This is a genomic window from Algibacter sp., assembly GCF_039977455.1.
Lineage (GTDB): Bacteria > Bacteroidota > Bacteroidia > Flavobacteriales > Flavobacteriaceae > Algibacter_B.
The window spans coordinates 110,649-135,527 of the sequence record NZ_JBDWDG010000012.1 but is presented as its reverse complement, the minus strand read 5'-3'; the positions used below and the strand labels follow the sequence as shown (position 1 = coordinate 135,527).

Genomic DNA, 24,879 nt, shown 5'->3' with positions numbered 1-24,879 from the left:
GAAAGTTTTATTCCTGTGGGAGATAGACACCAGGGCTTTCAGTTTTGGGTAGCCAATGAGGGTAAGCATAATTGTTACAATTCAATTTGTTATGATCATAACGATCTAACACCTAAAGCCTAGATTGGTTACGATACATTAAAGCAAACAGATGCGGCCATTGATTTTATAAATTCAAAAAATGAGTCTAATACTTCATTCTAAAGTAAAACGTTACAATCAAGTTTACAGCGCAATTTATAGAATTTAGGTTTAAATGATTTTATTTGAGGTTTCGGCTTAAAAAAAAGGAAATTGTTGTTCCCAAAAAAACGGTTTAGAGTGAACTAAACCGTTTGTTTTTGGGTAATTTCGAATTGTAGCGAGAGCGGGGCACGATCCCGCGACCTCCGAGTTATGAATCCGACGCTCTAACCAGCTGAGCTACCTCGCCATAATTTGAGGCTGCAAATATATAAACAAAATTGTACTACGCAAACAGAACTTGAAAAAAATTATTATTAAAATTTCTTGCTAAACTTAACAATTTATATATATATTGAGCATCAATAATATTAAACACACATATGGACGATAAAGTTAAATTTGAAATAGAGTTTCCTATTCATGCTTCTCCACAATTATTATATCAATATATCTCGACACCTTCAGGTTTATCCGAATGGTTTTCTGATAACGTAAACTCTCGTGGAGAATTGTTTACCTTTATTTGGGATGATAGTGAAGAGCAAGCTAAGTTAATAAATAAAAAAAGCGGGGAACGTGTTAAATTCAGATGGATTGAAGATGAAGAGGATGGATTATCTTGTTATTTCGAAATACGTATTCAAGTTGACGAAATCACTAAAGATGTCTCCTTAATGATTACAGATTTTGCAGATGATGATGATGAGGTGGATGAGTCAAAAATGTTATGGACCAATCAGATTTCTAGTTTAAAACAAGTATTAGGTTCTGCTTAATAAATAGATTTTAATTAAAAAATAAACAGAAAAACCTCGAAGGAATTACTTCGAGGTTTTTTTGTTTCATATCCAAGCTTTTATTTTTACTTTATTTTAAGACTTCGTGGGATTGCAACAAGCTATTTTATTTATATTTGTTGCGCTTTTAAAATAAGGTAAACGCGATTTTATTTATGATAAATTTTAACGGAACACTTTCTGAAAACAATACAATATTATCAATTCAAAATAGAGGGTATGCTTATGGTGATGCGCTTTTTGAAACCATAAAAGTGGTAAGCGGTAAAATATTATTTTGGGAAGACCATTACTTTAGGCTAATGGCTTCTATGCGTATTATGCGCATGGAAATTCCTATGAGTTTTACTATGGAATTTTTAGAAGCTGAAATTCTTAAAACCTTAGATGCTAATAGCCAATTAAAAGAAACATCGCGAGTAAAACTACAAGTACATAGAAATGAAGGAGGGCTTTATACACCAAGTACAGCAGAAGTTAGTTTTATAGTTTCTGTAAAGCCACTTCTAGAAGACTTTTACTTGCTAAAAGAGGATTTTTACGAAGTAGATTTGTTTAAAGATTATTATGTATCGCCAAGCTTATTATCTACCCTTAAAACCAATAATAAAGCACTTAACGTAGTAGGAAGTATTTATGCTAAAGAAAACAAATTAAACAATTGCGTATTGCTTAATACAAACAAACAAGTAGTAGAAGCTTTAAACGGTAATATGTTTTTAGTAAAAGGCAATATAATTAAAACGCCACCTTTAACTGATGGTTGTTTAAAAGGGATTATGCGCACGCAACTTATAAATTTAATTAAAACCCTGCCAGAATACGAATTAGATGAAAGCTCAATATCGCCATTCGAAATTCAAAAAGCAGACGAAATGTTTATTACAAACGTTATTACAGGTATACAACCGGTTAGCAAATACAGAAAAAAAAGGTATGATAATGAGGTAGCTAAGCTATTACTACAAAAATTAAATGTAAAGATAAGATTAGGCTAATACTATATTCGGCTATGCGGAAGTTGAAATCTAAAGCTTAATTATAACTTGGGTTTTCTGGTGCATTAGACCAAATACTATACTCACCACCAAATTCTAACATTTTTTCTTTCCAAAAGCTTTCATAGTCCTTTTCTATAATGTTTTTTTTATAGGTGTTTTTTGTTACTACCCACGAATTTGCTTTAAGTTCATTAACTAACTGACTTGTTTCCCAGCCAGAATAGCCCAGAAAAAATTTAATGTCATTTTCCTTTATAGTGTCATTCTTAATAAGTTCTGCAACCCTCGAAAAATCGCCCCCCCAATATATGCCTAAAGATATTTCAATGCTATTAGGTATTAAATGTGGTATTTTATGAATAAAGTAAAGGTTGTCTTGTTCAACAGGACCACCGTTATATACTTTAAATTTGGCATCAACTTCCGGAACTAGGTCGTTAATATTGTACTCTAAGGGTTTGTTAAGTATGAAACCTATAGAGCCTTCTTCTGAGTGATCTGCAAGTAACACTATGGAACGATTAAATGAAACATCCCCAATTATTGCAGGTTCCGCAATTAATAAATCTCCTTTTTTGGGTTTTGTTGTAACCATATTTGAGCAATTAATAATAACTAAATCTAAGATTTATTTATTTAAAATGCAACTCTTAATGGTAATATAAAAAAAAAGCCTCCAAAAAATTGGAAGCTTTTTTTCTACTAAGTAGTAAATAATTAGTTTACTGCATTTGATAAATCAGATCCAGCTTTAAATTTTACAACGTTTTTAGCTTTGATTTTGATTGTTGCACCAGTTTGAGGATTTCTTCCTTCTCTAGCAGCTCTTTTAGAAACTGACCAAGATCCGAAACCTACTAAAGAAACTCTGTTTCCTTTTTGTAAAGCACCTTCAATTTCAATAATTGCACATTCTAAAGCTTTTTTAGCAGCAGCCTTAGTAATTCCAGCATGTTCTGCCATTGCATCGATTAAATCTGTTTTGTTCATAATATAATATTTAATTATTAATAATTCGGTTAAACATTTTTGTTAAATCCTTTACAAATTTATACGGATTCTGCAACCATGCAAGTAATAGCAAGGGAAATACGTGGTTTTGTTAATAACTTAAGGCATTTGTTAATAAAGGAAGTGTTATTTGTCGAGTTTTTAATAAAATGAGTGATAATAAGGCTTTACAGCATTTTAGCATTTTCTTGAAAAGTGTAGCCGTTTAAAAGTGATTTTATATCCATGGCGCGTTTACCCGGAAGTTTAATTTCTTTTATAATTATGTAACCATTTGTTACTGCTACCTTTAGTTCTTTTTTTGTAGAAATAATCTTTCCAACCTCTAAATTATGTGGTTCTTCTTCTTTTTCTACCTTGTATATTTTTATATCTAAAGCGTCTTCACCGTTCATTAAGGTACACCAAGCGGCAGGATAAGGCGATAAACCTCTAATATGATTAAAAATAGCATCCATAGGTGCATTCCAATCTATCTTGCAGTTATCCTTATTAAGTTTATAGGCTGTTTTAATTTCGCTAGTGTCTTTCTGTTTAATAGTATTAACAGTGCCTTTTTCAATAAGTCCCACGGTTTTTAAAACTAACTTGCTGCCAATAGCCATTAACGTATCATGTAAATCGCCAGCATTTTCCTCTGGTTTAATAGCTATTTCCTCTTGCAGAATCATATCTCCAGTATCAATTTTTTCATCAATAAAAAACGTAGAAACACCTGTTTTGGTTTCACCATTAATAATAGCCCAGTTAATTGGCGCCGCACCACGGTAATTTGGTAATAACGATGCATGTAAGTTAAATGTACCATATTCAGGCATTTGCCATACAACTTTAGGTAACATTCTAAAAGCTACTACAATTTGAAGGTTGGCATTAACCGCCTTTAGTTCTTCAATAAAACTATCGCTTTTTAAGTTTGTAGGTTGTAAAATGTTTAAATCTTGCGATTTTGCATACTGCTTAACAGCACTCTCATTAAGTTTTCTGCCACGTCCAGCAGGTTTGTCTGGTGCAGTAATAACACCAACTATATTGTAATTATGCTCTACTAATGTTTTTAATGTGGCAACGGCAAAATCTGGCGTACCCATAAAAACAATTCTTAAATCTTTCATCTTTTTTTTCTTTTATATTTTGGACGTTACCCATAAAGGGTCGGGCTATTCGCTACAAGTCCTCACACCTCCAAAGTCGGGTTGTGGGCTTTTCTCTGCTATCCCTAACGCGGGCATGTTTACTAAATTCTTTTTTCTATTAGAGTAGTTTTTATTTTTTCCGCAGTTCGTTTATTATGTACATAAGTTTTTTGTTTTTAACTATTGTTTACTGTTTTAAGAGTTCTTTAAAGTGTTTTAAAAGTTTTTTATCCTCATTCTTTACTAAGTATATTAATGCCATATAAAGTATTAGGAAGACAAAGAAAAATACTACCTGAGTCCCTAAATTAAAAGTAAACTCAATAATTAACATTGCGATAAGGGGTAAAAGATAAAAAATAAGCCAATATTTACTTTTAGTTGTTAAAAATATTTCTGTTTCAAAATTATTTAATTCTTTTAGTGTACCCAAAGCAATAATATCGCTTTTGGTGTTTGCATATTGCGTGTCAAATAAAAGGCTAGAACCAAACGAAAAATTTAAACTAATTATAAAACTATTTTCAGACAGCCACTTAAGGTGAATTTTCTTTTCTTTTTTATCAAGTACTTTTTTTAAGTCATTAATTCCGAAGTTGACCTGAATTTTTTCATTTTTAGGTTTAATATGTTTTAAAATATTCATCTGGTATTGGTACTTTGATGCTGCCTTAAAACTCGCGAATATAAAATCGTTTTAATGCCTTGTGTTTAAAGTTAAACGAAGGTATTATAAAATTTTTACAGAGTCAAATAGCACACCTTTATAAATGACTTAATTTGTACGTATTTGTTGGAGTTATCATAATTATTTGGTGTTCTAATAATAATTTTAATATTGGTTTTAAAGCCTCTTGTTCGCATTGCAAGTTGGCTACTATAGCGCGCGACGATTGGTCGCCATTTTCAAGTAACTCAATAACTCGTTTTTTTAGCGAATTACTATCTACGGGTTTCTTTTTGCCTTTTTTAGTTTGTATACACACCGAGCAAATACCACAGTTTTTAGAATCGGTTTCTCCAAAATAGGAGAGTAGCTGTATACTTTTGCAAACCGAGTCGTTTTCAACATAATCTAACATGGCGTTTACTTGCCCTTGTTTTAATTTATTTTGTTGCTCGATAGTTTTAGCTATTCGGTTTATGGTTTTATCATCTTCCCGAGGCTCTATAAATGTAACCTGAGCATCGGTTTTTGCAAGGTTTAATGTTATAATCTCATCCTTTTCCAACTCTTGCAATATGTAGGTTAATCTACTTTCTGAGATGCCTGCTTTTTCGCAAATCTTTTTAAGATCTATTTTTGTAACATGATCGAAAACACCACCATAAAGACGTAATATAGATTTTACTATAATCCCAAAATGTTGGTGCGTCTCCAAATAATTAAACAGGGCTTTGTTGGAAATTATAAACTGGGTAGTTACTTTGTTTTTAAATTGTTTGGATAAGGTAATAATGCTATTTCTATCTAATATTAATAGCGAGTTATAGCAGGTAATGGCGCTAAATTTATAGGTTTTACAAAAAGTGTTAAAATCAAAATCGAAGGTTACATATTCGCCTTCGCCATAAGATATTTGAAAATAGTTACACAACTTTCTATACACTTGTTTAACTAAACTTACCGGAGGTAAAACACTTAAAAACTGGTTTTTAACTAAGGTCTTATCACTATCATTTTTTAAAATTACAGCAAAAGCTTTGTCTCCGTTTCGTCCCACACGACCAGCTTCTTGAAAATAACTCTCAATACTTTCGGGTAAAGTAAGGTGAATAACCGTTTTTACATCGGGTTTATCTATGCCCATACCAAAGGCATTGGTGGCTACCATAACTTGTTTTTGGTTGTTTAACCAAGCTGCCATGTTTGCATCTTTCTCAATATTAGAAAGGCCGCCGTGGTAATGCGTGGCAGTAATTTTTTTAGACTTTAAAAAAGCGCTTATATCTAGCGTTTGTTTTCGGTTTCTAACATAAATTATAGACGATGCACTATATTTTTTTAATATGGTTTCTAGCCTATAATATTTATCGTTTTCATGAAAAACCATGTAAGCTAAATTAGGCCTGTAAAACGATTGTTTAAATATTTTGGGGTCTATAAAATCTAACTCGGTAACAATATCTTGAACTACTTCTGGTTTTGCCGATGCTGTTAAGGCCACCACATTTACGCTGGGTTGGAGTTGGCGTAATAAGGTAATGTTTTTGTATGCAGGCCTAAAATCGCTGCCCCATTGCGAGATGCAATGTGCTTCATCAACAGCTATTAAGTTAACCGGCATTTGTTGTATACGATTTTGTACCAACTCTTGTTGCAAACGCTCGGGCGAAAGGTATAAAAACTTATAGTTGCCGTAAATACAATTATCTAAAAGGGTGTCTAAATCTTTATAACTTATGCCACTAGTAATTGCCATGGCTTTAATACCTTTATTGTTTAAGGCTAAAACCTGGTCTTTCATTAATGCAATTAATGGCGAAACCACGATGCAAATACCTTTTTTTGCTAAAGCTGGTATTTGAAAGCACATGGATTTTCCGCCACCTGTTGGTAATAATACAAAAGTGTCTTCGCCAGCAATAACCGAATTGATTATCGCTTCTTGCTGAGGCCTAAAACTTGTATATTTCCAGTAGCGCTCTAATATGTTAATGGGGTGTTCCATATTACATATTCACTGTGTTTATAATAAAACTTGTACGTTCTTTAACGGTACCAAAAGGTACATCAATAAGTTTGTAATTAAATGATTTGTAGGTGTTAACTAGGTGGTCGTGTATTTTTTGTGCTTGATCGAAGGTTTCGTAACGCTCATTATCGCTTGTGTAAATGGCTTCCCAAGGTTTTAAAATAAAAACTAAATCATAGGCTGCTTCGTTACAAGTTTGCACAAAATTTTCTGGGTAGGTATCTCCAATAAAATCCATGTAGGCCAGCACATCGTGCACACCGCGATCAAAAAAAACGGTTTTATTTTTATAGAGATTAGCCTCTAAATATTGTTGTTGTCGGCCTTTTAACAGGAGTTCGCTAAATAATAGGGGGTTGGTTAAAAACAGTTGGTCAATACCTTCTTTTTTAGCCTCTAATATAACTTGACGCGAAATTTCTTCGAGGCAGATATGGCCTTGTTGAATTAATGCGTTAACTAAAGTCGATTTTCCGGTTCCTGGACCACCTGTAATTACTACTTTTTTTGTGCTCAATGCTGTTTTATTTGCTGTAAAAATCGGAATTTTAATGTTGAAAAAAAAGTAGATGTCTAACTATTGCAAATGCGCCGTGTTTTTTACTGCTAGATTTTGTTGGCGGATAGTTGCACTAGGGATTGCAATGGGTAGCCCACAGCCCGAGAAAGGAGGTGCGAGGACTTGTAACCTTTCGACTTTGCTCAAGGCAGGCTTCAAGCTCGACCTCCCGATAGTTATCGGGAGGCAGGCGCCCAAATAATAAAATTTTATGTTTTTAAATGTGTTTTGGTACCGTATATTTGTGGTTCAATTTTATAGATATGAGCACACCTCCAAATTCTGAAGAGTTTTACAAAAAATTAAAATCGCAATTACAAGATACCTCCCTTTGGCCTACCGAGTATTTGTATAAATTTATTGTAATTTCTGACAAGGAAAAGATAGAGCAAATAGAAACAATTTTTAATTATTTAGGTGCCGTTATTGAAACTAAAGAGTCTAAAAACGGGAAATATACAAGCGTTTCTATTAATGTAACCATGAAAAACCCAGACGCCGTTATCAATAAATACAAAGAAGTTGCAGAAAAGGTTGAGGGGGTGATTAGTCTTTAGTTTTTTTTCGTATTTTGCGCATGCATAGAATACTACATGCAAAAACATATAACTCTACACATTTATTTTGATAGATAATTTAGAATACAACACCGAGCGTGAACATTTAATTATTCCTGAGTATGGTCGCCATATGCAAAAAATGATTAATCATGCTAAAACCCTTGAAACAAAAGAGGAACGAAATAAGGTCGCTAAAGCTATTATTGCCGTAATGGGTAATATGCAGCCTCACTTAAGAGATGTTCCAGATTTTCAACATAAACTTTGGGATCAGCTTTTTATTATGTCTAATTTTGAATTGGACGTAGATTCGCCTTACGAAATTCCTACCAAGGAAATTTATGAAGAGCGCCCTGACCCTTTAGAATATCCACAAAATTTCCCAAAATATCGTTTTTACGGTAACAATATTAAAACCATGATTGATGTTGCAAACACTTGGGAAGAGGGCGAGCTTAAAGAGGCTTTAACTTTTACTATTGCTAATCACATGAAAAAGTGTTTTTTAAATTGGAATAAGGACACGGTTGAAGATGCTGTTATTTTTGATCATTTATATGAGCTTTCTGGAGGTAAATTAAACTTAAAAGATTCTAAAGAAGATTTATCAGACGCTACAAGTTTAATGCGTACTAAAGGTAAATATTCTAATACTAGCAGCAATAAGAAATCACACCACAAGAAGAATTCTAATAACCGACAAAGAAAACGCTACTAATCAAAGCATGGGAACATTCAAAATTGAAGGTGGTCACCAATTAAAAGGGAAAATTCAACCTCAAGGTGCCAAAAACGAAGCATTACAAATTTTATGTGCTGTCTTGCTAACTCCAGAACTTGTAACTATTAATAATATCCCTGATATTGTTGATGTTAATAAACTAATTAGCTTATTAAAAAAGTTGGGTGTTAAGGTTGAAAAACTAGCTAAAGGTTCGTATACGTTTAAGGCAGATAATGTTGATTTAGATTATTTAGAGTCCGATCAATTTAAAATTGATGGTCGTGGTTTAAGAGGTTCTATTATGATTGTAGGTCCTTTATTAGCACGTTTTGGTAAAGGATATATACCTAAACCAGGAGGTGATAAAATTGGCAGACGTCGTTTGGACACGCATTTTGAAGGTTTAATAAAACTTGGTGCTAAATTTGGTTATAGTAAAGAGGAGCAGTTTTATGGTGTTGAAGCCAAAAAACTTAAAGGGACCTATATGTTACTTGAAGAGGCTTCTGTTACAGGTACAGCAAATATTTTAATGGCTGCTGTATTAGCAGAAGGCCAAACGACTATTTATAACGCAGCTTGCGAACCGTATTTACAACAACTATGTAAAATGCTAAACAGAATGGGCGCCAAAATTAGTGGTGTTGGTTCTAATATGTTAATTGTTACTGGTGTTGAAAGTTTAGGTGGTACCGAACATAGAATGCTTCCTGATATGATTGAAATAGGTAGTTGGATTGGACTAGCTGCCATGACTAAAAGTGAACTAACTATTACCAATGTTTCGTGGAATGATTTAGGGGTAATTCCTGCAACTTTTAGAAAATTAGGTATCACGGTTGAAAGACAAGGTGACGATATTCATATTCCTGCACATACTAATGGTTATGAGATACAAAGCTTTATTGATGGATCTATATTAACTATTTCTGATGCGCCTTGGCCAGGATTTACACCAGACTTATTAAGTATTATTTTGGTTGTTGCTACTCAAGCTAGAGGTAGCGTTTTAATTCACCAAAAAATGTTTGAAAGTCGTTTGTTCTTTGTAGATAAACTAATAGATATGGGAGCAAAAATTATACTTTGCGACCCGCATCGTGCTACAGTTATTGGTCATGATTATAAATCAACTTTAAAAGCAACTACCATGACATCGCCAGATATTCGTGCAGGTGTATCCTTATTAATTGCTGCGCTTTCGGCAAAAGGAACGTCTACGATTCAAAATATCGAACAGATTGATCGTGGATATGAAAACATTGATGAAAGGTTAAGAGCAATTGGGGCGAAAATAGAACGTATAGATTAATTAAGACACCTTAAAGTTAGAGTATACTACGGTTAAATTTGGCTGAAAATCGTCTCCTAATTTGTCATCTTTTAATGTTTCAACATAATCTTGAATAATGGATAGCGGTATATTAATACATTGAGCAGTGCTAATATGGCGTTTAAATTCTATCTCTAGAGTTTCGTCGTTTTTATTAAAATTAATGTTTTTAATTACTGAGGGTTTTAAGTTTAGACGTGTCATAACTATTTGGATTTTAATAGGTTGTTTGTAAATATAACCCTAAACGTCTTGTTATAAAATACGCATATCTACGTATCTTTTTTTTGCTGAATTTAATTTACATGGACGAAACCTTGCTAAACATAATGGTTCTAGTCTTTTTTTAAAGAGCCTTAGGTTTGGGTGTTTTTACGTTTTAGAAGATGAAAAAGGAGGTTTTACCTTAAGTATTTTAGTATACTTTTTAATACAACTTGAGCCGCAACATCGCTACCTTTTTTGGAGGGCAGGAAATTATCGGAGTCATAATAGTCGTACCTATTAGTTTTATCAAAATAGGTTTTCCAAACCTCTCCAATTGGGCATAACACATCGTTGTTAGTTTCTGCTATGAGTTGGTAATTTAATATTTCTGTATCTATTGTAATATAGTGTTCTAAAGAAGGCCAAACCATAAAAAAGGCTAACACTACATTGTTTTCTTTACAAAGAGCGCTATATTTTTCACTATATTCTACCAGTTTTTTGTAGCTATTTAATCTATTTGTTGGATTTTGTTGAATAATAACAATATCGTACAGCTTACTACGAATTAGATTTTGTACATCACTTTTATTCCAGTGGTCGGCATAATTATAGTTAGATTTAGAAATTGTTTTAGTTTCAACTGTATAGCCAGAGTACTTTGCTTTTTGTTTAACAAGTGCAGGTAAGTCGTTAGTAGAGATAACGTCGTTTCCAATAAAAAGAATTTTATGAATGTTTTCTTCCTTCCTTAAACTGTCTACGACATTATTCTGACTATAAGTATTATAGGCAACGCACCAACAACACACTATTGTGGATAGAAGCTTTATAAAACGATGCGGCCTATAATTACAAAGTGCATTCTTATTTGTTTTTCTTGAATCTTTCAAATTCAGACATGGTTTCTGTTTTAGGGAACGAATTATTATATGTGTTTGTATCTGCAAATTCAAAGTTAGGATCTAAAGTTACAGAAACGACTTCTTTATCTTTTATAAAAGTTTCTTGAATTTCATATTCGTTTCTTCTCCAAAGGTCTGCAGGAAGCCTATCTATTTGAGATGTCCCATCCTTAAAATTCCATTGTATAGTAACGGGCATAACTAACCCGCCAATATTTTTAACGGTAATTTCATAAATGTTTTTCTTTGAAACTTGTTTGCGAACTTGAGCTTCATCAATTCTAGAAAGAAATTGACCATAGGCCTTATCTGGAGTAGCCGTCATGGTGATGACTTCTGGACCGTTAGAGAAATCTTTATTCCTAGTTTGGTTACTGCCACCTTGCGAGGCTATTTTTGCTTTCGATTTTCCTTTTTTGTCTTCTATATTTAAGTCGTCTTCATAAACCTTAAACCATTTAACATCACTTAATTCCATGTCTACATGGTCGGTTGTAAAAAACCAACCTCTATAAAACCAATCCAAATCTGTTGCGGTGGCGTCTTCTAATGTTCTAAATAAATCGGCAGGATTTGGGTGTTTATATTTCCATCGGTTTGCATACTCTTTAAAGGCTTCATCAAAAAGTTCTTTTCCAATAATAGAATGTCTTAGCATTTGTAATCCAACGGTTGGTTTTTTGTAAAAATTGGAGCCAAATTGTGTCATAAGCTCATTATCAGAATTGGTCATTATGGGTCTTAAAATATTCTTGTCTCCACTCATAAAAGGAACAATAGTTTTTGGCGTTACACTAGTAAAAGAAGGGTAGCGCTCTTTAAGTGTTCTTTGGTGTAAAAACGTATTTAAACCTTCGTCCATCCACATCCATTTTCGTTCGTCTGAACTTACAATCATAGGAAACCAATTGTGTCCTACCTCATGTATAATAGTTCCAATCATAGCTTGTTTCGCATTTTCGGAAATTTGTCCGTTAATAGGTCTTCCGCCATTAAAACTAATCATAGGGAATTCCATTCCTATATTGGAGGTGTTTACCGAGATACATACAGGATAAGGATAGTCAAAAGTAGCTTCAGAGTAAACCTCTAAAGCATGTTTTATAGCTTCTGTGGATGTGTCTTGCCATACCGGTAATCCTTCTTTTGGGTAAAAGGACATCGCCATAACTGTATTTGTTGGTAATTTTACGGCCTGGGCATCCCATATAAATTTTCTTGAAGATGCAAAGGCAAAATCTCTAACATTAGTAGCGTTAAATTTCCATGTTTTTAGCTTAGTAGATTTTTGCTTTTCATTGGCTAGGGCTTCTTCTTTAGTAATTATCATTACAGGTTTGTCAAAAGACTTTCTTGCAACTTCTAGTCTTTTTCTTTGGGTTTTACTTAATACCGCATCACTATTTTGTAATGCTCCTGTCGAAGCTACTATATGGTCTTCTGGTACTGTAATTTCAACATCGTAATCTCCAAACTCTAAAGCGAATTCACCTAACTTTTGAAATTGTTGGTTTTGCCAACCCTCGGTATCATTATAAACAGCCATTCTAGGAAACCAATGCGCTATTAAATAAACTGTATTGTCATCCTCGGGAAAGTATTCATAACCTTCTCGAGATAGTAAATACATGCTTCTGTCTGTTATAGGGTAAGACCAAGAAATTAAAATTTTAGTCGATTCGCCCGATTTTAAAATGGTGTTTAATTTTACTTTCATCATGGTGTTATTAACCATGGTTTTTAGTTTTTGGTTATTGCCGTCGGTTACAGATTTAATTGAATATCCGGCAGGAAAGTCGATGGCTCTTGTTAAAAACTGCATGTTTCTGGTAGTCATAGAGTCTCTCATTCTATTTCTCAAATTACCAAAGTCTTCGTTTTCTTTTTTATTAACGTTTTGCTCAAGCTGGATCCAAACATAGCTTAAGTCATCGGGCGAATTATTAAAATAAGTAATGCTTTCTTCGCCCGTTAATATGTTGTTTGCTTCATCTATAACGGCTTTAATTTTGTAGTTTGCGCGTTGTTGCCAGTAAGCATTTCCAGGAGCACCACTCGCAGTTCTATAGGAGTTAGGTGGAGCTATCATATTATCGATAGGTTCAAACTTACCTTGCCAAGGATTCGTTTGGGCATGTATACTAATTAATGATGCAAATACAATAAATAAAAAAAAACGCATAATTATTTTGGGTGTTGAGTTAGTCTTGCACAAGATAATAAATAGTTGGATGTAGTTGACAATAAACCTTTAGTAAGGATAAATAAAAAATACTATCAATTAAAAAAACGCTAATGTCTAGTTTTAAAGTTGCTTATAGGCAAAGTGTTCTTTACATTTGTGGTCTTGAAAAGTAAATTTATAAGCTATTTAGAAAGGTTATTTAAAATATAATAATATGAGTGAAAAAAAGAAAGAATCAGTAACATTTGATGTGTTAATTGAAATACCTAAAGGGAGTAGAAATAAATACGAATACGATTTTACATTACACAAAATTAGATTCGATCGTATGTTATTTTCTTCAATGATGTATCCTGGAGATTATGGATTTATCCCTGAAACTTTAGCGTTAGATCAAGATCCATTAGATGTATTGGTTTTAGGACATCAGCCAACTTATCCAATGGTTGTTATGGAAGTAAGACCTATTGGTGTTTTTTATATGACTGATGAAAAAGGACCAGACGAAAAGGTTATTTGTGTTCCTGTGTCAGATCCGATTTGGAGTAATAAAACTGATATTGCTGATTTGAATCCTCATAGATTAAAAGAAATTGAACATTTCTTTCAAGTATATAAAGATTTAGAGAAGAAAAAAGTTGATACTGGTGGATGGGGAAATGCTACTGCCGCTCTTAAAATTTACCACGAGTGTGTAAAGCGTTATGATGAAAGTGAACACAAGAAAAAACGCACGTTCACCATTTAAGATTATTATATTCTTAAAATATCGCCATAATAAACAAGCCATCTTTAGTTAAAGGTGGTTTTTTTTATCACATATATTTTCATATTTTCACCTAGTTAAAAAATAATTAATTTAAAACTAACTAAATTATATGGAATTAATAGTGAAATTTTTGCCAGTTTTTGGCATTGTGGCATTAGCATTTGTTTTTATTAAGAGTGCTTGGGTAACCAAACAGGATCAAGGTGACGATAAAATGAAAAGGATTGCCAAAAATATAGCCGATGGAGCTATGGCATTTCTAAAAGCAGAATACAAAGTTTTAGCCATTTTTGTGGTTGCCGTAGCTGTCTTGCTATACTTTAAAGGTAACGCTGAAAAAGGTTCAAACGGTATGGTAGCCGTATCCTTTATAGTAGGTGCCATTTGTTCTGCTTTAGCAGGTTTTATAGGCATGAAAGTAGCAACAAAAGCAAATGTACGAACCACACAAGCGGCCCGCCAATCTTTAGGAAGAGCCTTGGAGGTGGCATTTGCCGGTGGTGCTGTTATGGGATTAGGTGTTGTTGGTCTTGGTGTTTTAGGACTTAGTGGATTATTCATGATATATAGTGGGCAAGGTTGGGAAATAGGAGAGATTCTAAATGTGCTTTCTGGCTTTTCTTTGGGTGCATCATCTATTGCATTGTTTGCGCGTGTTGGTGGTGGTATTTATACCAAAGCAGCCGATGTTGGGGCCGATTTAGTTGGTAAAGTTGAAGCTGGTATTCCAGAAGATCATCCCTTAAATCCTGCAACTATTGCAGATAACGTAGGTGATAACGTTGGAGATGTTGCTGGTATGGGTGCCGATTTATTTGAATCTTATGTTGGTTCCATAATTGGGACCATGGTTTTAGGAGCTATTTTCGCAACATTACCAGAATTTCAAGGTGCTTTTGATGGCTTAGGAGCTGTGTATTTACCTTTGGTACTTGCCGCAGTAGGTATTATAATGTCTGTTTTAGGTACCTTCTTTGTTCGAGTTAAGGACGGAGGAAACCCTCAAACAGCATTAAATATTGGAGAATTTGGTTCTGCAGGGTTAATGTTATTAGCTTCTTATTTTATAATTAATCAAATGTTGCCAGAATCTTGGGTTGATTCAGGAATCACCTATACTTCAATGGGGGTGTTTTGGGCAACCATAGCTGGATTAATAGCTGGTTTAGCTGTAGGTAAAGTAACAGAATATTACACGGCAACAGGAAAAAAACCTGTATTATCAATTGTTAAGCAATCTGAAACAGGAGCGGCAACAAATATTATTGCCGGCTTAGGTGTTGGTATGATGAGTACAGCTATTCCTATTTTGTTAATTGCAGCTGCCATAATGGTATCTCATCATTTTGCAGGTTTATATGGTATTGCTATTGCTGCTGTTGGTATGTTGGCTAATACAGGTATTCAATTGGCTGTTGATGCTTACGGACCAATTTGTGATAATGCTGGAGGTATTGCTGAAATGGCCGAATTACCTAGTGAAGTTCGAGATCGCACAGATAAATTAGATGCCGTTGGAAATACAACTGCAGCCATTGGTAAAGGGTTTGCAATTGCTTCTGCAGCGTTAACGGCCTTAGCTTTATTTGCGGCGTTTATGAAAACAGCAAACGTTACATCTATTGATGTTTCTAGACCAGATATAATGGCCGGATTGTTAATAGGTGGTATGTTGCCATTTGTCTTTTCTGCCTTGTCTATGAATGCTGTTGGACGCGCGGCAATGGCGATGATTGAAGAGGTTCGTCGTCAATTTAGAGATATTCCAGCACTTAAAGCTGCTTTGGGAATTATGAGGAAATATGATTCAGACATGTCTAAAGCAACGTTAGACGATCGGGCTATTTTTGACGCTGCTGATGGTGTTGCCGATTATGGAAAATGTATAGATATCTCAACAAAAGCTTCTATTAAAGAAATGGTATTACCAGGATTATTAGCTATTGTAGTGCCAGTATTAGTTGGGTTTGGCGGACAATGGTTTGGCGTTGGAGGTGCAGAAATGTTAGGCGGTTTGTTGGCTGGAGTAACTACTTGTGGTGTACTTATGGCTATATTTCAATCGAATGCAGGTGGTGCTTGGGATAATGCTAAAAAAACCATTGAAGAAGATGGAAGAAAGGGAACCGAGGTGCATAAAGCGGCTGTGGTAGGGGATACCGTAGGCGATCCGTTTAAAGATACCTCTGGTCCATCATTAAATATTTTATTAAAATTAATGTCGGTTGTTGCACTTGTAATTGCTCCAAGTATTGCAATGAATGCTGATGGTGTAACGGCTTATGCTAATAATTTAAATAGTAAGGAGCAAGTTGAAGTTTCTAAAGAAGTACATGTTGAAATGACAGATAATGAAGATGGGACAGTTAAAGCTGTTGTAAAAACTGTTACGATTAAAAACGGTGAATCATCTACAAATTACATGACTTTTGAGGGAACAGAAAAAGAAGTAAGAGCCAAGGTTGAAGGGGTAACTTCTGCTGATAGAAACCATAGAATAGAAACAAAAATCATAGAAAAGGTGAAAGAGAATTAAATATCTTAAACGCTTTTAAAAGTAAAAATGAGTGATCATAAAAACCACGCAATTCGCGTGGTTTTTTGTATTTTTAAACCCTTATGTTTAAGAAAGATCCGCTTCAAATAATAGTATTTCAAACCTACGGAACCTCGAATCATTTGTATTTAAGAGGGCGCGCCATAGAAGATGAAAGTATAAATCTAGAACAGCAAGGGGCTTTTAAGCTTCTTTTTAATGCATGGAAGCGTTTTGAAACCGACGAAATTAATAATACGGAGCTTCGTGTTAAAATAGGAAAGGATAAGTTTTATTATACAAAAACAAATAATAAAGGTTATTTTTTATTAAACGAAATAGTGGAAAATTTATATGAATATGCTAATACAGAAGGTTGGTTACCACTGGAGTTTTCGTATAATACACCACAATTAAAAAGAACTATTCAATCTGAAAATAGATTTCCTGGTGAAATGCTTATTCCTTCAAAAAATGCAGAATTTGGAGTTGTAAGTGATATTGACGATACGATTTTACACACCGGTTTAACCTCTATTTTAAAATGGCGTGTTTTATTTAATACCCTTCTTACTTCGGCAGGGAAGCGCTTGCCGTTAGAAGGTGCGCCAGAATTTTACCAATTATTGCATCGCGGTAAATCAGGGAAGGAAGCTAATCCTATATTTTACGTGAGTCATAGTCCTTGGAATTTGTATAGGTATTTAGAATTGTTTTTAAATAAAAATAATTTCCCTAAAGGGCCTATAATTTTAAGGAGTTTTCCTAGACCTTTTGCTAAAAAAAGAAAAGGTGAAAAACCGCAAAAGCATAAAGAGATTGTTAATATTTTAAAAACATATCCGAATTTAAAGTTTATCCTTATAGGAGATATTGGAGAGCATGATCCTTATATTTACAAGGAAGTCGCAGAGGCTTTCCCAGGCAGGATTTTGGCCATTTATTTAAGAAGCGTAAAACATAAAAAGAAAAAGTTACGTGTCAAGGCGTTGTTTGATGGCTTTAAAACAATTCCGGTTTTAATGATAGAGCATGCTGATGCTGTTATAGTTCATGCTAAAGCGCATGGTTTTGTAAAATAGATTAAGTTTTTTGTAAGGTAAACAGAACACTTAAGTATACACCAATATGTTGGAATTCTTTCCATTTCGGTCTAATCTGTATAAAAAGCTACTAGTGTGGTTGCGTCTAAAAGAATTAGAATAAGCCGTTTATTTCCGCATCAATAGTGTTTATGACATGTCCTAAATCTTCTTGATTGTCTACAAAATTAAGATTATCGACATCAATAATAAGTAGTTTTCCTTTATTATAACCATGAATCCAAGCCTCATAGCGTTCGTTAAGTCTGCTTAAATAATCAATACTTATTGTATTTTCGTAATCGCGACCGCGTTTATGGATTTGTGATACTAAATTTGGAATAGAACTGCGTAAATAGATTAATACATCAGGCCCTTTTACCAAGGATTCCATGAGTTCGAAAAGTGAGGTGTAGTTTTCGAAATCGCGATTGGTCATTAACCCCATTGCGTGCAAGTTGGGTGCGAAAATGTGCGCATCTTCGTAAATGGTTCTGTCCTGAATAATGTCTTTTCCACTTTGTCGAATTTGTAAAACTTGACGAAATCTGCTGTTTAAAAAATAAACCTGAAGGTTAAAACTCCAACGTGCCATTTCGGTATAAAAATCATCTAAATATGGGTTGTCCACCACATCTTCTAATTGAGCTTCCCAATTATAGTGTTTTGCTAATAATTTTGTAAGTGTTGTTTTTCCAGCGCCAATATTTCCGGCTATAGCAATATGCATGGTGTTACTTTATTTTAAGTTGATATTTATTTAGGACATTATTGGCGTAAATATACAAGGTTTCATTGACTACAAAAAACTGATTTATTAATAAATTTGATGTAGCGATGGGGATAGCCTTATCGCTGTCTTTTTGTATATAAAATAAGGCATTATTCCTTTTTAAAATGATGTTTTCATTGCTTTGGTCAAAAGAGGTATAGCCCAAGTTTTTAGTTTTTTTTATTAAACTTCCAAAATAATTATAGGTGTATAGATAGTTTTTAGTGAGTAACCAACAAAAATTGTAGTTGCTTTTTATATCTATAACGTCGCTTTGTACCGGTACCGTTTGAGCACGCGTGGTTTTGGTTTTATAATCAAACAATTCTAGTTTTTGTAAATCTTGATTAAAAATCCATATGGTATTATCGTAACCGGTAGCTATATGGGTCACGTTTTTATAAGGCGATAGCGTGCTAAAATCTATTTTATATATTTCGGATAATCGATTATCAAGAATTACTACTGTATTAAAATCTTTGTATAATAAATTGATCTTTAAGGAGTTAAAAGTATTTACGGAAGTTAGGTTGCCCAGTTGTAAGTTGCTGTAAGTTATTGTTTTAATGTCTGTTTTCTTATGAAGAACATTAGTGTTAGCATAAAAAATAGTGTTAAAATTATTGACCGAAATTAGGTTAGCTGTATTTATGTTAAAAGTATCTATAAGCTTAATAGCCATAGTTTCTTGAGCGTTAATGGAAACGAGGAAGAAAAGAAAAATGTAATAGGTGTATTTCATTGCAGGTTGAAAAATACAAAAATCAAACCAGTATTAAGCGGGTTGTTAATAAATCGCAGTTAGCTTTCTTTATTATTTTAATTTAACTAAATATTAACTTTTTTAGATTAAACTGTATGGCTTTTATAGGGTCTAAACCGTAGTTTAATAACTACTTTTGGTTTAAAGTATAATCTTATTATAATTTGATAATGAAAAACAATAACACTACAGTTTTTACGCTTATTTTTATTTTTATAGTTGGCGTATCGTTACAAGCACAACAAGAATTTCAAGGTAAAGCCTACTATTTTTCTAAAACAACTATGGATTTGAGTCGTTTTAATAGAGGCGGAGAACAAATGACTGAACAGCGTAAAAAAGAATTAGAAACACGCTTTAAGTCAATGTTAGAAAAAACCTATGTTTTAACCTTTAATAAAGAAGAGTCTATTTTTGTTGAAGACGAAAAACTATCGTCTCCAGTAAGTTCGGGAAGAGGATTTGGAGGGTTTGCAAGTAGCTTTGCACCTGGACCCCAGTATAAAAATATTAAAGACAAGGTGTATTTACAGGACCAAGAGTTCTTTGGAAAGCAGTTTTTAATAAAAGAAGATATGGAGCCACTAGAGTGGGTTATGGGCAAAGAAACCAAACAAATTGGTCAATATTTATGTTTTAAGGCTACTGCTAAAAAAGTATCTAATGAAGTAGGATTTGGACCACCAAGACCAAATAACAATGAAAACAGTGGTGATGAAACCGAAAACAAAACTAATAAAAATGAACCTGAAATAGTTGAAGTTGTAGCATGGTACACCCCACAAATACCTGTTAGCCAAGGGCCAGCAGATTATTGGGGATTGCCAGGTTTAATTTTAGAAGTAAATGCTGGTGATAATGTTATGCTTTGCTCTAAAATTGTAATAAATCCAGAAGAAAAAACTGAAATTAAAGCTCCTAAAAAAGGATCTGTGGTTACACAAGCGGAGTACAAAGAGATTGTGACTAAAAAAATGGAAGAGTTTAGAGCCAATCGTGGTGGAGGAAACGGAAGACAAGGCGGCGGAAGACGTTAATTTTTTTAATATTTACAATCAATCAATAATGATAAAAAAACTCATAATAATAGTTTTAATTGGCTTCGCTAATAGTGCAATGGCTCAAATTAAATTAGAAGGCATTGTAAGGGATAGTATTGGCGCGCCATTAGAATTGGCCAATGTTATAGCTATTAATCAAGAAACAAAAACGTTACAGTCTTATGGTATTACCGATCAGGCAGGGCTTTACAGAATAAATTTGTCTAAAAATGGTACCTATAATATTCAAGTAAGTTATATTGGAATGAGTACCTATACCGAAACCATTACTACCGCTAATAATGATGTCATTAAAGATATTGTTTTAGAGGCAGACAATGCCTTAGATGCGATAGAGTTAACTTACGAAATGCCTGTTACGGTAAAGGGTGATACCTTAATTTACAATGCAGATTCTTTTAAAAACGGTACCGAAAGAAAACTTGAAGATGTTTTAGAAAAACTCCCAGGTGTTGAAATTAATGATAGCGGGCAAGTTGAAGTGGAAGGGAATGTTGTTAGTAAATTAATGGTAAATGGAAAAGACTTTTTTGATGGCGATACCAAATTAGGTATTAAAAATATACCTTCAAATGCAGTTGATAAAATTCAAGTACTCCGTAATTTTTCAGAGGTTGGACAATTAAGTAGCGTTACTAATAATCAAGATAATGTTGCCATTAATATAAAACTTAAGGAAGGAAAGGAGAATTTTTGGTTTGGTAATATTACCGCAGGAGGAGGAACCTCTACCGACGATGAACTTTATATCCTTCAACCAAAATTGTTTTATTATAGCCCAAAGTTTAGCTTGAATTTTATTGGCGATTTAAATAATACAGGCGATTTGGCTTTAACACGAGAAGATCTTCGTGGTTTTGGTGGTGGTTTTAGAGCACCAAGTAGAAGCAGCGGAACCAGTATTAGTTTAGGAAATAATAGTCTTAATTTTTTAACTTCCCAAAACAATGCGTTAGAGGTTAAAAATAAATTGGCAGCAACAAATTTTAGTTATTCACCCAACCAAAATTTAGACCTTAGTGGTTTTGCTATTTTTAACAGCAGTTATATTTTATCAAAAGAAAAAAGTTTTGTGCAGTATACCGATTCCGATTTAGGGATTCCAGACGAAGCTACCGAGCAAAATAGCGAAGAGCGTTCTAACCAAGGTTTAATTAAACTTAGTGCCGCTTATAAACCTAATGTTAATAATCAATTAGATTATGATATTTTAGGGCGATTCTCAAAAGATTCTCAAAATCAAAATTTGTTTTCTTCTGTGCTAGGTAGCACCACGCAGTTAGATGAAGCTACACCTTTTAGCATTAGTCAAAGTTTAAATTATTATTACACATTGAACGAAACTAATATTTTTGCATTTGAAGGTCAGCATTTAATTAAAAACGAAGACCCGTTTTATAATGCCTTGTTGGTAAATGATCCTGATAATAACGAGGATGAAGATAATGATGCTTTTGATACAACTGCTGAAGCTATAGGATTTTTAACTAATTTAGATTATTACGATATAGGTCAAAATAAACGTATTAAGTCCAATCAAGTTGATGCTAAAATAGATTATTACAATATTCTTAATGCTAAAAGTAATATCAATTTTACATTAGGAACTATTTATAGCAGACAAGAATTTAACTCAAATATCTTTCAATTTTTAGAAGACGATTCGCAGTTTGTGCCAACGCCAACTTTTAATGATGGTTTGGCAACAAATGATACCGAATATAATTTTACCGATGTGTATTTAGGAGCCCATTATACTTTAAAAGCTGGGAAATTTACAATTACACCTGGGTTTTCTTTACATGCCTACGGAAATAAGAATACGCAGTTTGGTGAAACGTATGACGATAACTTCTTTAAGTTATTACCAGATTTTGAAACTCGAATTCAGCTTAAAAAAAGCGAAAGTTTAACTTTGCGCTATCAAATGCAAAATCAGTTTACCGATGTTACAAGTTTGGCACAAGGCCTAGTGTTTAATAGCTTTAGCAGTATTCAATTTGGAGAACCAGAATTGCAAAATGCCTTATCTCATAACGTGAGTTTGTTTTACCGTAGCTTTAACTTGTTTAATTATACCAATGTGTATGCACGACTTTCTTATAATAAAAATATCGACCAAATACGAGGACTTACAGATTTTGAAAATGTAATTAGAACAAGTACCTTTTTCAATTCTAATTTTGCAGATGAAAGTGTGTCGGCAAGCGGACGCGTGCAACGTACCTTTGGGAAATTACAAGCGGGAATTTCAACGAGTTTAAACTTTAGTAAAATTAATCAGTTTATTCAAGGGCAGCAGTCATTAAACGAGCAATTTACACAAAGCTATACACCAGAGTTAAGAACTAATTTTAGAGAAGCTCCAAATGTAAGGTTAAGATACCGTTATAGTATTTCAAATAATAATCAAGGATCTAGTTCTACTAAGTTTGTTACTAATGCGCCCTCCATAAATTTTGATGCTTACATTTGGAAGTCGCTCACCTTCGATACCGATTTTACCTATAGTAATCAAGACGATGGTGTAAATCCATCTCAATCTTTTAAAACATGGGATGCTTCTTTAGCTTATAGAAAAAGTGAAGACTCAAAATGGGAATATGTCTTAAAAGCCACTAATTTATTAGATATAGATTCTAGAGTGAAAAATAGTGCTACAAATTTATCGGTTTTTAGTTCAGAGACTTTTATTCAACCTCGATTTATAACACTTAGAGTGCGTTACGAGTTGTAATATAATGAGTTAGACACCCTGAGTTACTATTCGGGGTGTCATTTTAAAGACTGAATGTTTCTTAGTCTTTTAATTCTGAAATATGCGTAGCAAGAAAAAAACAAAAAAATATATTAAATTTTTCATTTTATCTTTGCAGAATTAAGAAACAATAATATATTTGCGGTCAGTTTTGGGGAGATACTCAAGCGGCCAACGAGGGCAGACTGTAAATCTGCTGACTACGTCTTCGCAGGTTCGAATCCTGCTCTCCCCACTTAACAAAAAAAGTCTGCTTTGGCAGACTTTTTTTGTTTCTATAAAAGTCTAAAACCTGTTTTAGGATTTATCTGAGAACAAAAAAGTAAGCTGTGGTAACAGTCTTACTATTCATTTTAAAGAGTGTGTAACTAGGATATTTAGTCCTGTTAATACAAAAAAAACATCTTAAACTTAAGCCAATTAATTAAATCTACAATAGCGATGATCCTGGTAAAATCAAGACCATTAAGTTAGATTTACACTCAGAACTTATATTCATGACACATACCTTAGAAGCCTTAAAATCTGGACGGTTAATTGGAGTTAAAAGATTAAAATTAGCCTGTGGTTTAAAAACATTTCCGGAAGAAATTATAACCCTAGCCGATACCTTAGAAGTTTTAGATTTATCTGATAATGACCTAACGACCTTACCAGATAGTTTTGCCAAACTTAAGAAATTAAGAATTTTATTTTTTGCAAATAATAAGTTTACTGCTTTTCCTTCGGTATTATCACGTTGTCCTGAGTTATATATGATCGGTTTTAAATTTAATCAAATTACAACAGTTCCGGAGAATGCATTTCCTCCTAAACTAAGTTGGCTTATTTTAACAGATAACAAAATTAAAGAATTACCAAAAAGTATTGGTAATGTAATAGAACTACGGAAATGTGCATTATCCGGTAATGAAATTGAAACATTACCAGCAGAAATGGTAAACTGCCTAAATTTAGAACTTTTACGTATTTCGGCAAACCATCTAAAGGTTATTCCTAATTGGTTATTCCAATTGCCTAAATTGGCGTGGGTGGCTTTTGGAGGAAACCCTGCCGCATCCTCCATTCCATTTAACAACGATTTAGAATCTTTTAATTGGGAGGACTTCACTATTAAAACATTAATTGGCGAAGGCGCTTCTGGGGTAATTTCTAAGGCGAGATGGGAACAAAAACAAAAGGATGTTGCTATAAAAGTGTTTAAAGGCGATGTTACTAGCGATGGTTTACCCGAAGATGAAATGGACGCCTCAATTGCCGCAGGAAACCATAATAATTTAATACCTGTTTTAGGTAAAATTAAAAATCATCCGGAAGCTAAGAGTGCCTTAATAATGGAGCTTATAGCCTCTAATTATAATAATTTAGGTAATCCTCCAAGTTTAGAAACATGTACACGAGATGTGTTTGATGAATCAGCAAGTTTTACAGCTACCGAATTACTAAAAATAGCTAAAGGTATGGCTTCGGTAAGTACACAGTTACACGGAAAAGGTATTAACCATGGCGATTTTTATGCCCATAACATCTTAGTTAATAAAACAGCAGATTGTTTTTTAGGCGATTTTGGTGCAGCTAGTTTTTATAATGTAAATTCTGAAATAGCACATAATATAGAACGTGTAGAAGTTAGAGCTTATGGGTGTTTATTAGAAGATGTTTTTAACCTTGTTAATGAGAATACTATCAATGAATCCTTACGAAATAAATGGGTAAACCTCATTGACGATTGTACTAAACTAGGTGTTAAATCGCGACCTAGTTTCTTAGAGATTTCAGAGTTATTAGATACGTTTTAAACAAAAAAATCTGTAATTTTAAATTACAGATTTTAATAT

At 33.4% G+C, this 24,879-nt stretch carries 22 protein-coding genes and 2 tRNA genes; 12 read left to right on the top strand and 12 right to left on the bottom strand.

Annotated features, from left to right (window positions below; genetic code table 11):
* Nucleotides 1-359: 359 nt before the first annotated feature.
* Nucleotides 360-433: transfer RNA gene (locus tag ABJM36_RS03675), tRNA-Met, on the bottom strand.
* A 133-nt stretch (nucleotides 434-566) separates the two neighbouring features.
* Here ABJM36_RS03675 and ABJM36_RS03670 point away from each other — a divergent pair.
* Nucleotides 567-962 carry an START-like domain-containing protein gene (locus ABJM36_RS03670; RefSeq protein WP_348449293.1) on the top strand — a complete coding sequence of 132 codons (396 nt, stop codon included), beginning with the start codon at nucleotides 567-569 and terminating at the stop codon, nucleotides 960-962.
* Nucleotides 963-1,138: 176 nt separating this feature from the next.
* Nucleotides 1,139-1,981 (top strand): aminotransferase class IV, encoded by an 843-nt coding sequence (locus ABJM36_RS03665; protein WP_348449291.1) that lies wholly within the window; start codon nucleotides 1,139-1,141, stop codon nucleotides 1,979-1,981.
* Between the two features lie 37 nt (nucleotides 1,982-2,018).
* Here the strand turns inward: ABJM36_RS03665 and ABJM36_RS03660 are convergent, their stop codons facing one another.
* The 6 genes from ABJM36_RS03660 to ABJM36_RS03635 form a co-directional block, all read right to left on the bottom strand.
* Entirely contained in the window at nucleotides 2,019-2,579 is a 561-nt protein-coding gene (locus ABJM36_RS03660; RefSeq protein WP_348449289.1) for a YqgE/AlgH family protein, read from the bottom strand.
* 122 nt (nucleotides 2,580-2,701) lie between these two features.
* Entirely contained in the window at nucleotides 2,702-2,974 is a 273-nt protein-coding gene (locus tag ABJM36_RS03655) for an HU family DNA-binding protein (RefSeq protein WP_092852637.1), read from the bottom strand.
* A gap of 188 nt (nucleotides 2,975-3,162) precedes the next feature.
* Nucleotides 3,163-4,110 (bottom strand): methionyl-tRNA formyltransferase, encoded by a 948-nt coding sequence (gene fmt / locus ABJM36_RS03650; protein ID WP_348449286.1) that lies wholly within the window; start codon nucleotides 4,108-4,110, stop codon nucleotides 3,163-3,165.
* A gap of 208 nt (nucleotides 4,111-4,318) precedes the next feature.
* Nucleotides 4,319-4,777, bottom strand: a complete 459-nt coding sequence (locus tag ABJM36_RS03645; protein WP_348449284.1) for a hypothetical protein — start codon at nucleotides 4,775-4,777, stop codon at nucleotides 4,319-4,321.
* Between the two features lie 118 nt (nucleotides 4,778-4,895).
* Entirely contained in the window at nucleotides 4,896-6,803 is a 1,908-nt protein-coding gene (locus ABJM36_RS03640; protein WP_348449282.1) for a RecQ family ATP-dependent DNA helicase, read from the bottom strand.
* Between the two features lies 1 nt (nucleotide 6,804).
* Nucleotides 6,805-7,344 (bottom strand): ATP-binding protein, encoded by a 540-nt coding sequence (locus ABJM36_RS03635; RefSeq protein ID WP_348449280.1) that lies wholly within the window; start codon nucleotides 7,342-7,344, stop codon nucleotides 6,805-6,807.
* Nucleotides 7,345-7,649: 305 nt separating this feature from the next.
* Here ABJM36_RS03635 and ABJM36_RS03630 point away from each other — a divergent pair, with 305 nt between their 5' ends.
* From ABJM36_RS03630 to murA, 3 genes are all read left to right on the top strand, one after another.
* A complete protein-coding gene (locus tag ABJM36_RS03630) occupies nucleotides 7,650-7,943 on the top strand; it encodes a DUF493 family protein (protein ID WP_348449278.1) in 294 nt (97 codons plus the stop codon).
* A 67-nt stretch (nucleotides 7,944-8,010) separates the two neighbouring features.
* Nucleotides 8,011-8,664 carry a DUF4290 domain-containing protein gene (locus ABJM36_RS03625; RefSeq protein ID WP_348449276.1) on the top strand — a complete coding sequence of 218 codons (654 nt, stop codon included), beginning with the start codon at nucleotides 8,011-8,013 and terminating at the stop codon, nucleotides 8,662-8,664.
* Between the two features lie 7 nt (nucleotides 8,665-8,671).
* Nucleotides 8,672-9,982, top strand: a complete 1,311-nt coding sequence (murA, locus tag ABJM36_RS03620) for a UDP-N-acetylglucosamine 1-carboxyvinyltransferase (RefSeq protein WP_348449274.1) — start codon at nucleotides 8,672-8,674, stop codon at nucleotides 9,980-9,982.
* On the opposite strand, the gene ABJM36_RS03615 is transcribed toward murA, so the two are convergent.
* The 3 genes from ABJM36_RS03615 to ABJM36_RS03605 form a co-directional block, all read right to left on the bottom strand.
* Nucleotides 9,983-10,207 carry a hypothetical protein gene (locus ABJM36_RS03615; protein ID WP_348449272.1) on the bottom strand — a complete coding sequence of 75 codons (225 nt, stop codon included), beginning with the start codon at nucleotides 10,205-10,207 and terminating at the stop codon, nucleotides 9,983-9,985.
* Between the two features lie 197 nt (nucleotides 10,208-10,404).
* On the bottom strand, nucleotides 10,405-11,103 hold the full coding sequence (locus tag ABJM36_RS03610; protein ID WP_348449270.1) for an SGNH/GDSL hydrolase family protein: 699 nt from the start codon (nucleotides 11,101-11,103) through the stop codon (nucleotides 10,405-10,407).
* On the bottom strand, nucleotides 11,078-13,297 hold the full coding sequence (locus tag ABJM36_RS03605) for a M1 family metallopeptidase (RefSeq protein ID WP_348449268.1): 2,220 nt from the start codon (nucleotides 13,295-13,297) through the stop codon (nucleotides 11,078-11,080). Before ABJM36_RS03605 ends, ABJM36_RS03610 begins: the two co-directional genes overlap by 26 nt.
* A 217-nt stretch (nucleotides 13,298-13,514) precedes the next feature.
* On the opposite strand from ABJM36_RS03605, the gene ABJM36_RS03600 reads away from it, so the two are divergent.
* The 3 genes from ABJM36_RS03600 to ABJM36_RS03590 all read left to right on the top strand — a co-directional run bounded on the left by ABJM36_RS03600 (nucleotide 13,515) and on the right by ABJM36_RS03590 (nucleotide 17,687).
* The gene (locus ABJM36_RS03600) at nucleotides 13,515-14,048 is read left to right on the top strand and encodes an inorganic diphosphatase (protein ID WP_348449266.1); all 534 of its coding nucleotides are present in this window, start codon (nucleotides 13,515-13,517) and stop codon (nucleotides 14,046-14,048) included.
* 130 nt (nucleotides 14,049-14,178) lie between these two features.
* The gene (locus ABJM36_RS03595; protein WP_348449265.1) at nucleotides 14,179-16,605 is read left to right on the top strand and encodes a sodium-translocating pyrophosphatase; all 2,427 of its coding nucleotides are present in this window, start codon (nucleotides 14,179-14,181) and stop codon (nucleotides 16,603-16,605) included.
* An 83-nt stretch (nucleotides 16,606-16,688) separates the two neighbouring features.
* On the top strand, nucleotides 16,689-17,687 hold the full coding sequence (locus ABJM36_RS03590) for a phosphatase domain-containing protein (RefSeq protein WP_348449263.1): 999 nt from the start codon (nucleotides 16,689-16,691) through the stop codon (nucleotides 17,685-17,687).
* A 115-nt stretch (nucleotides 17,688-17,802) separates the two neighbouring features.
* On the opposite strand, the gene ABJM36_RS03585 is transcribed toward ABJM36_RS03590, so the two are convergent.
* On the bottom strand, nucleotides 17,803-18,417 hold the full coding sequence (locus tag ABJM36_RS03585; RefSeq protein ID WP_348449261.1) for a deoxynucleoside kinase: 615 nt from the start codon (nucleotides 18,415-18,417) through the stop codon (nucleotides 17,803-17,805).
* A gap of 4 nt (nucleotides 18,418-18,421) precedes the next feature.
* A complete protein-coding gene (locus tag ABJM36_RS03580; RefSeq protein WP_348449259.1) occupies nucleotides 18,422-19,201 on the bottom strand; it encodes a hypothetical protein in 780 nt (259 codons plus the stop codon).
* A gap of 191 nt (nucleotides 19,202-19,392) precedes the next feature.
* On the opposite strand from ABJM36_RS03580, the gene ABJM36_RS03575 reads away from it, so the two are divergent.
* The 4 genes from ABJM36_RS03575 to ABJM36_RS03560 all read left to right on the top strand — a co-directional run bounded on the left by ABJM36_RS03575 (nucleotide 19,393) and on the right by ABJM36_RS03560 (nucleotide 24,840).
* Nucleotides 19,393-20,259: a GLPGLI family protein gene (locus ABJM36_RS03575; RefSeq protein ID WP_348449257.1), complete on the top strand. Its 867-nt coding sequence runs from the start codon at nucleotides 19,393-19,395 to the stop codon at nucleotides 20,257-20,259.
* A 28-nt stretch (nucleotides 20,260-20,287) separates the two neighbouring features.
* Nucleotides 20,288-23,020, top strand: coding sequence for a TonB-dependent receptor (locus tag ABJM36_RS03570; protein WP_348449255.1), 2,733 nt, complete (start codon nucleotides 20,288-20,290; stop codon nucleotides 23,018-23,020).
* 174 nt (nucleotides 23,021-23,194) lie between these two features.
* Nucleotides 23,195-23,276: transfer RNA gene (locus tag ABJM36_RS03565), tRNA-Tyr, on the top strand.
* A gap of 262 nt (nucleotides 23,277-23,538) precedes the next feature.
* Nucleotides 23,539-24,840, top strand: a complete 1,302-nt coding sequence (locus ABJM36_RS03560; RefSeq protein ID WP_348449253.1) for a leucine-rich repeat-containing protein kinase family protein — start codon at nucleotides 23,539-23,541, stop codon at nucleotides 24,838-24,840.
* Nucleotides 24,841-24,879 lie beyond the last annotated feature (39 nt).

Excerpts from the sequence above, each read along its gene's own strand:
- ABJM36_RS03670 (WP_348449293.1), top strand. The coding sequence starts at position 567 with ATGGACGATAAAGTTAAATTTGAAATAGAGTTTCCTATTCATGCTTCT.
- ABJM36_RS03665 (WP_348449291.1), top strand. The coding sequence starts at position 1,139 with ATGATAAATTTTAACGGAACACTTTCTGAAAACAATACAATATTATCA.
- ABJM36_RS03660 (WP_348449289.1), bottom strand. The coding sequence starts at position 2,579 with ATGGTTACAACAAAACCCAAAAAAGGAGATTTATTAATTGCGGAACCT.
- ABJM36_RS03655 (WP_092852637.1), bottom strand. The coding sequence starts at position 2,974 with ATGAACAAAACAGATTTAATCGATGCAATGGCAGAACATGCTGGAATT.
- fmt (WP_348449286.1), bottom strand. The coding sequence starts at position 4,110 with ATGAAAGATTTAAGAATTGTTTTTATGGGTACGCCAGATTTTGCCGTT.
- ABJM36_RS03645 (WP_348449284.1), bottom strand. The coding sequence starts at position 4,777 with ATGAATATTTTAAAACATATTAAACCTAAAAATGAAAAAATTCAGGTC.
- ABJM36_RS03640 (WP_348449282.1), bottom strand. The coding sequence starts at position 6,803 with ATGGAACACCCCATTAACATATTAGAGCGCTACTGGAAATATACAAGT.
- ABJM36_RS03630 (WP_348449278.1), top strand. The coding sequence starts at position 7,650 with ATGAGCACACCTCCAAATTCTGAAGAGTTTTACAAAAAATTAAAATCG.
- murA (WP_348449274.1), top strand. The coding sequence starts at position 8,672 with ATGGGAACATTCAAAATTGAAGGTGGTCACCAATTAAAAGGGAAAATT.
- ABJM36_RS03615 (WP_348449272.1), bottom strand. The coding sequence starts at position 10,207 with ATGACACGTCTAAACTTAAAACCCTCAGTAATTAAAAACATTAATTTT.
- ABJM36_RS03605 (WP_348449268.1), bottom strand. The coding sequence starts at position 13,297 with ATGCGTTTTTTTTTATTTATTGTATTTGCATCATTAATTAGTATACAT.
- ABJM36_RS03600 (WP_348449266.1), top strand. The coding sequence starts at position 13,515 with ATGAGTGAAAAAAAGAAAGAATCAGTAACATTTGATGTGTTAATTGAA.
- ABJM36_RS03595 (WP_348449265.1), top strand. The coding sequence starts at position 14,179 with ATGGAATTAATAGTGAAATTTTTGCCAGTTTTTGGCATTGTGGCATTA.
- ABJM36_RS03590 (WP_348449263.1), top strand. The coding sequence starts at position 16,689 with ATGTTTAAGAAAGATCCGCTTCAAATAATAGTATTTCAAACCTACGGA.
- ABJM36_RS03585 (WP_348449261.1), bottom strand. The coding sequence starts at position 18,417 with ATGCATATTGCTATAGCCGGAAATATTGGCGCTGGAAAAACAACACTT.
- ABJM36_RS03580 (WP_348449259.1), bottom strand. The coding sequence starts at position 19,201 with ATGAAATACACCTATTACATTTTTCTTTTCTTCCTCGTTTCCATTAAC.
- ABJM36_RS03575 (WP_348449257.1), top strand. The coding sequence starts at position 19,393 with ATGAAAAACAATAACACTACAGTTTTTACGCTTATTTTTATTTTTATA.
- ABJM36_RS03570 (WP_348449255.1), top strand. The coding sequence starts at position 20,288 with ATGATAAAAAAACTCATAATAATAGTTTTAATTGGCTTCGCTAATAGT.
- ABJM36_RS03560 (WP_348449253.1), top strand. The coding sequence starts at position 23,539 with ATGACACATACCTTAGAAGCCTTAAAATCTGGACGGTTAATTGGAGTT.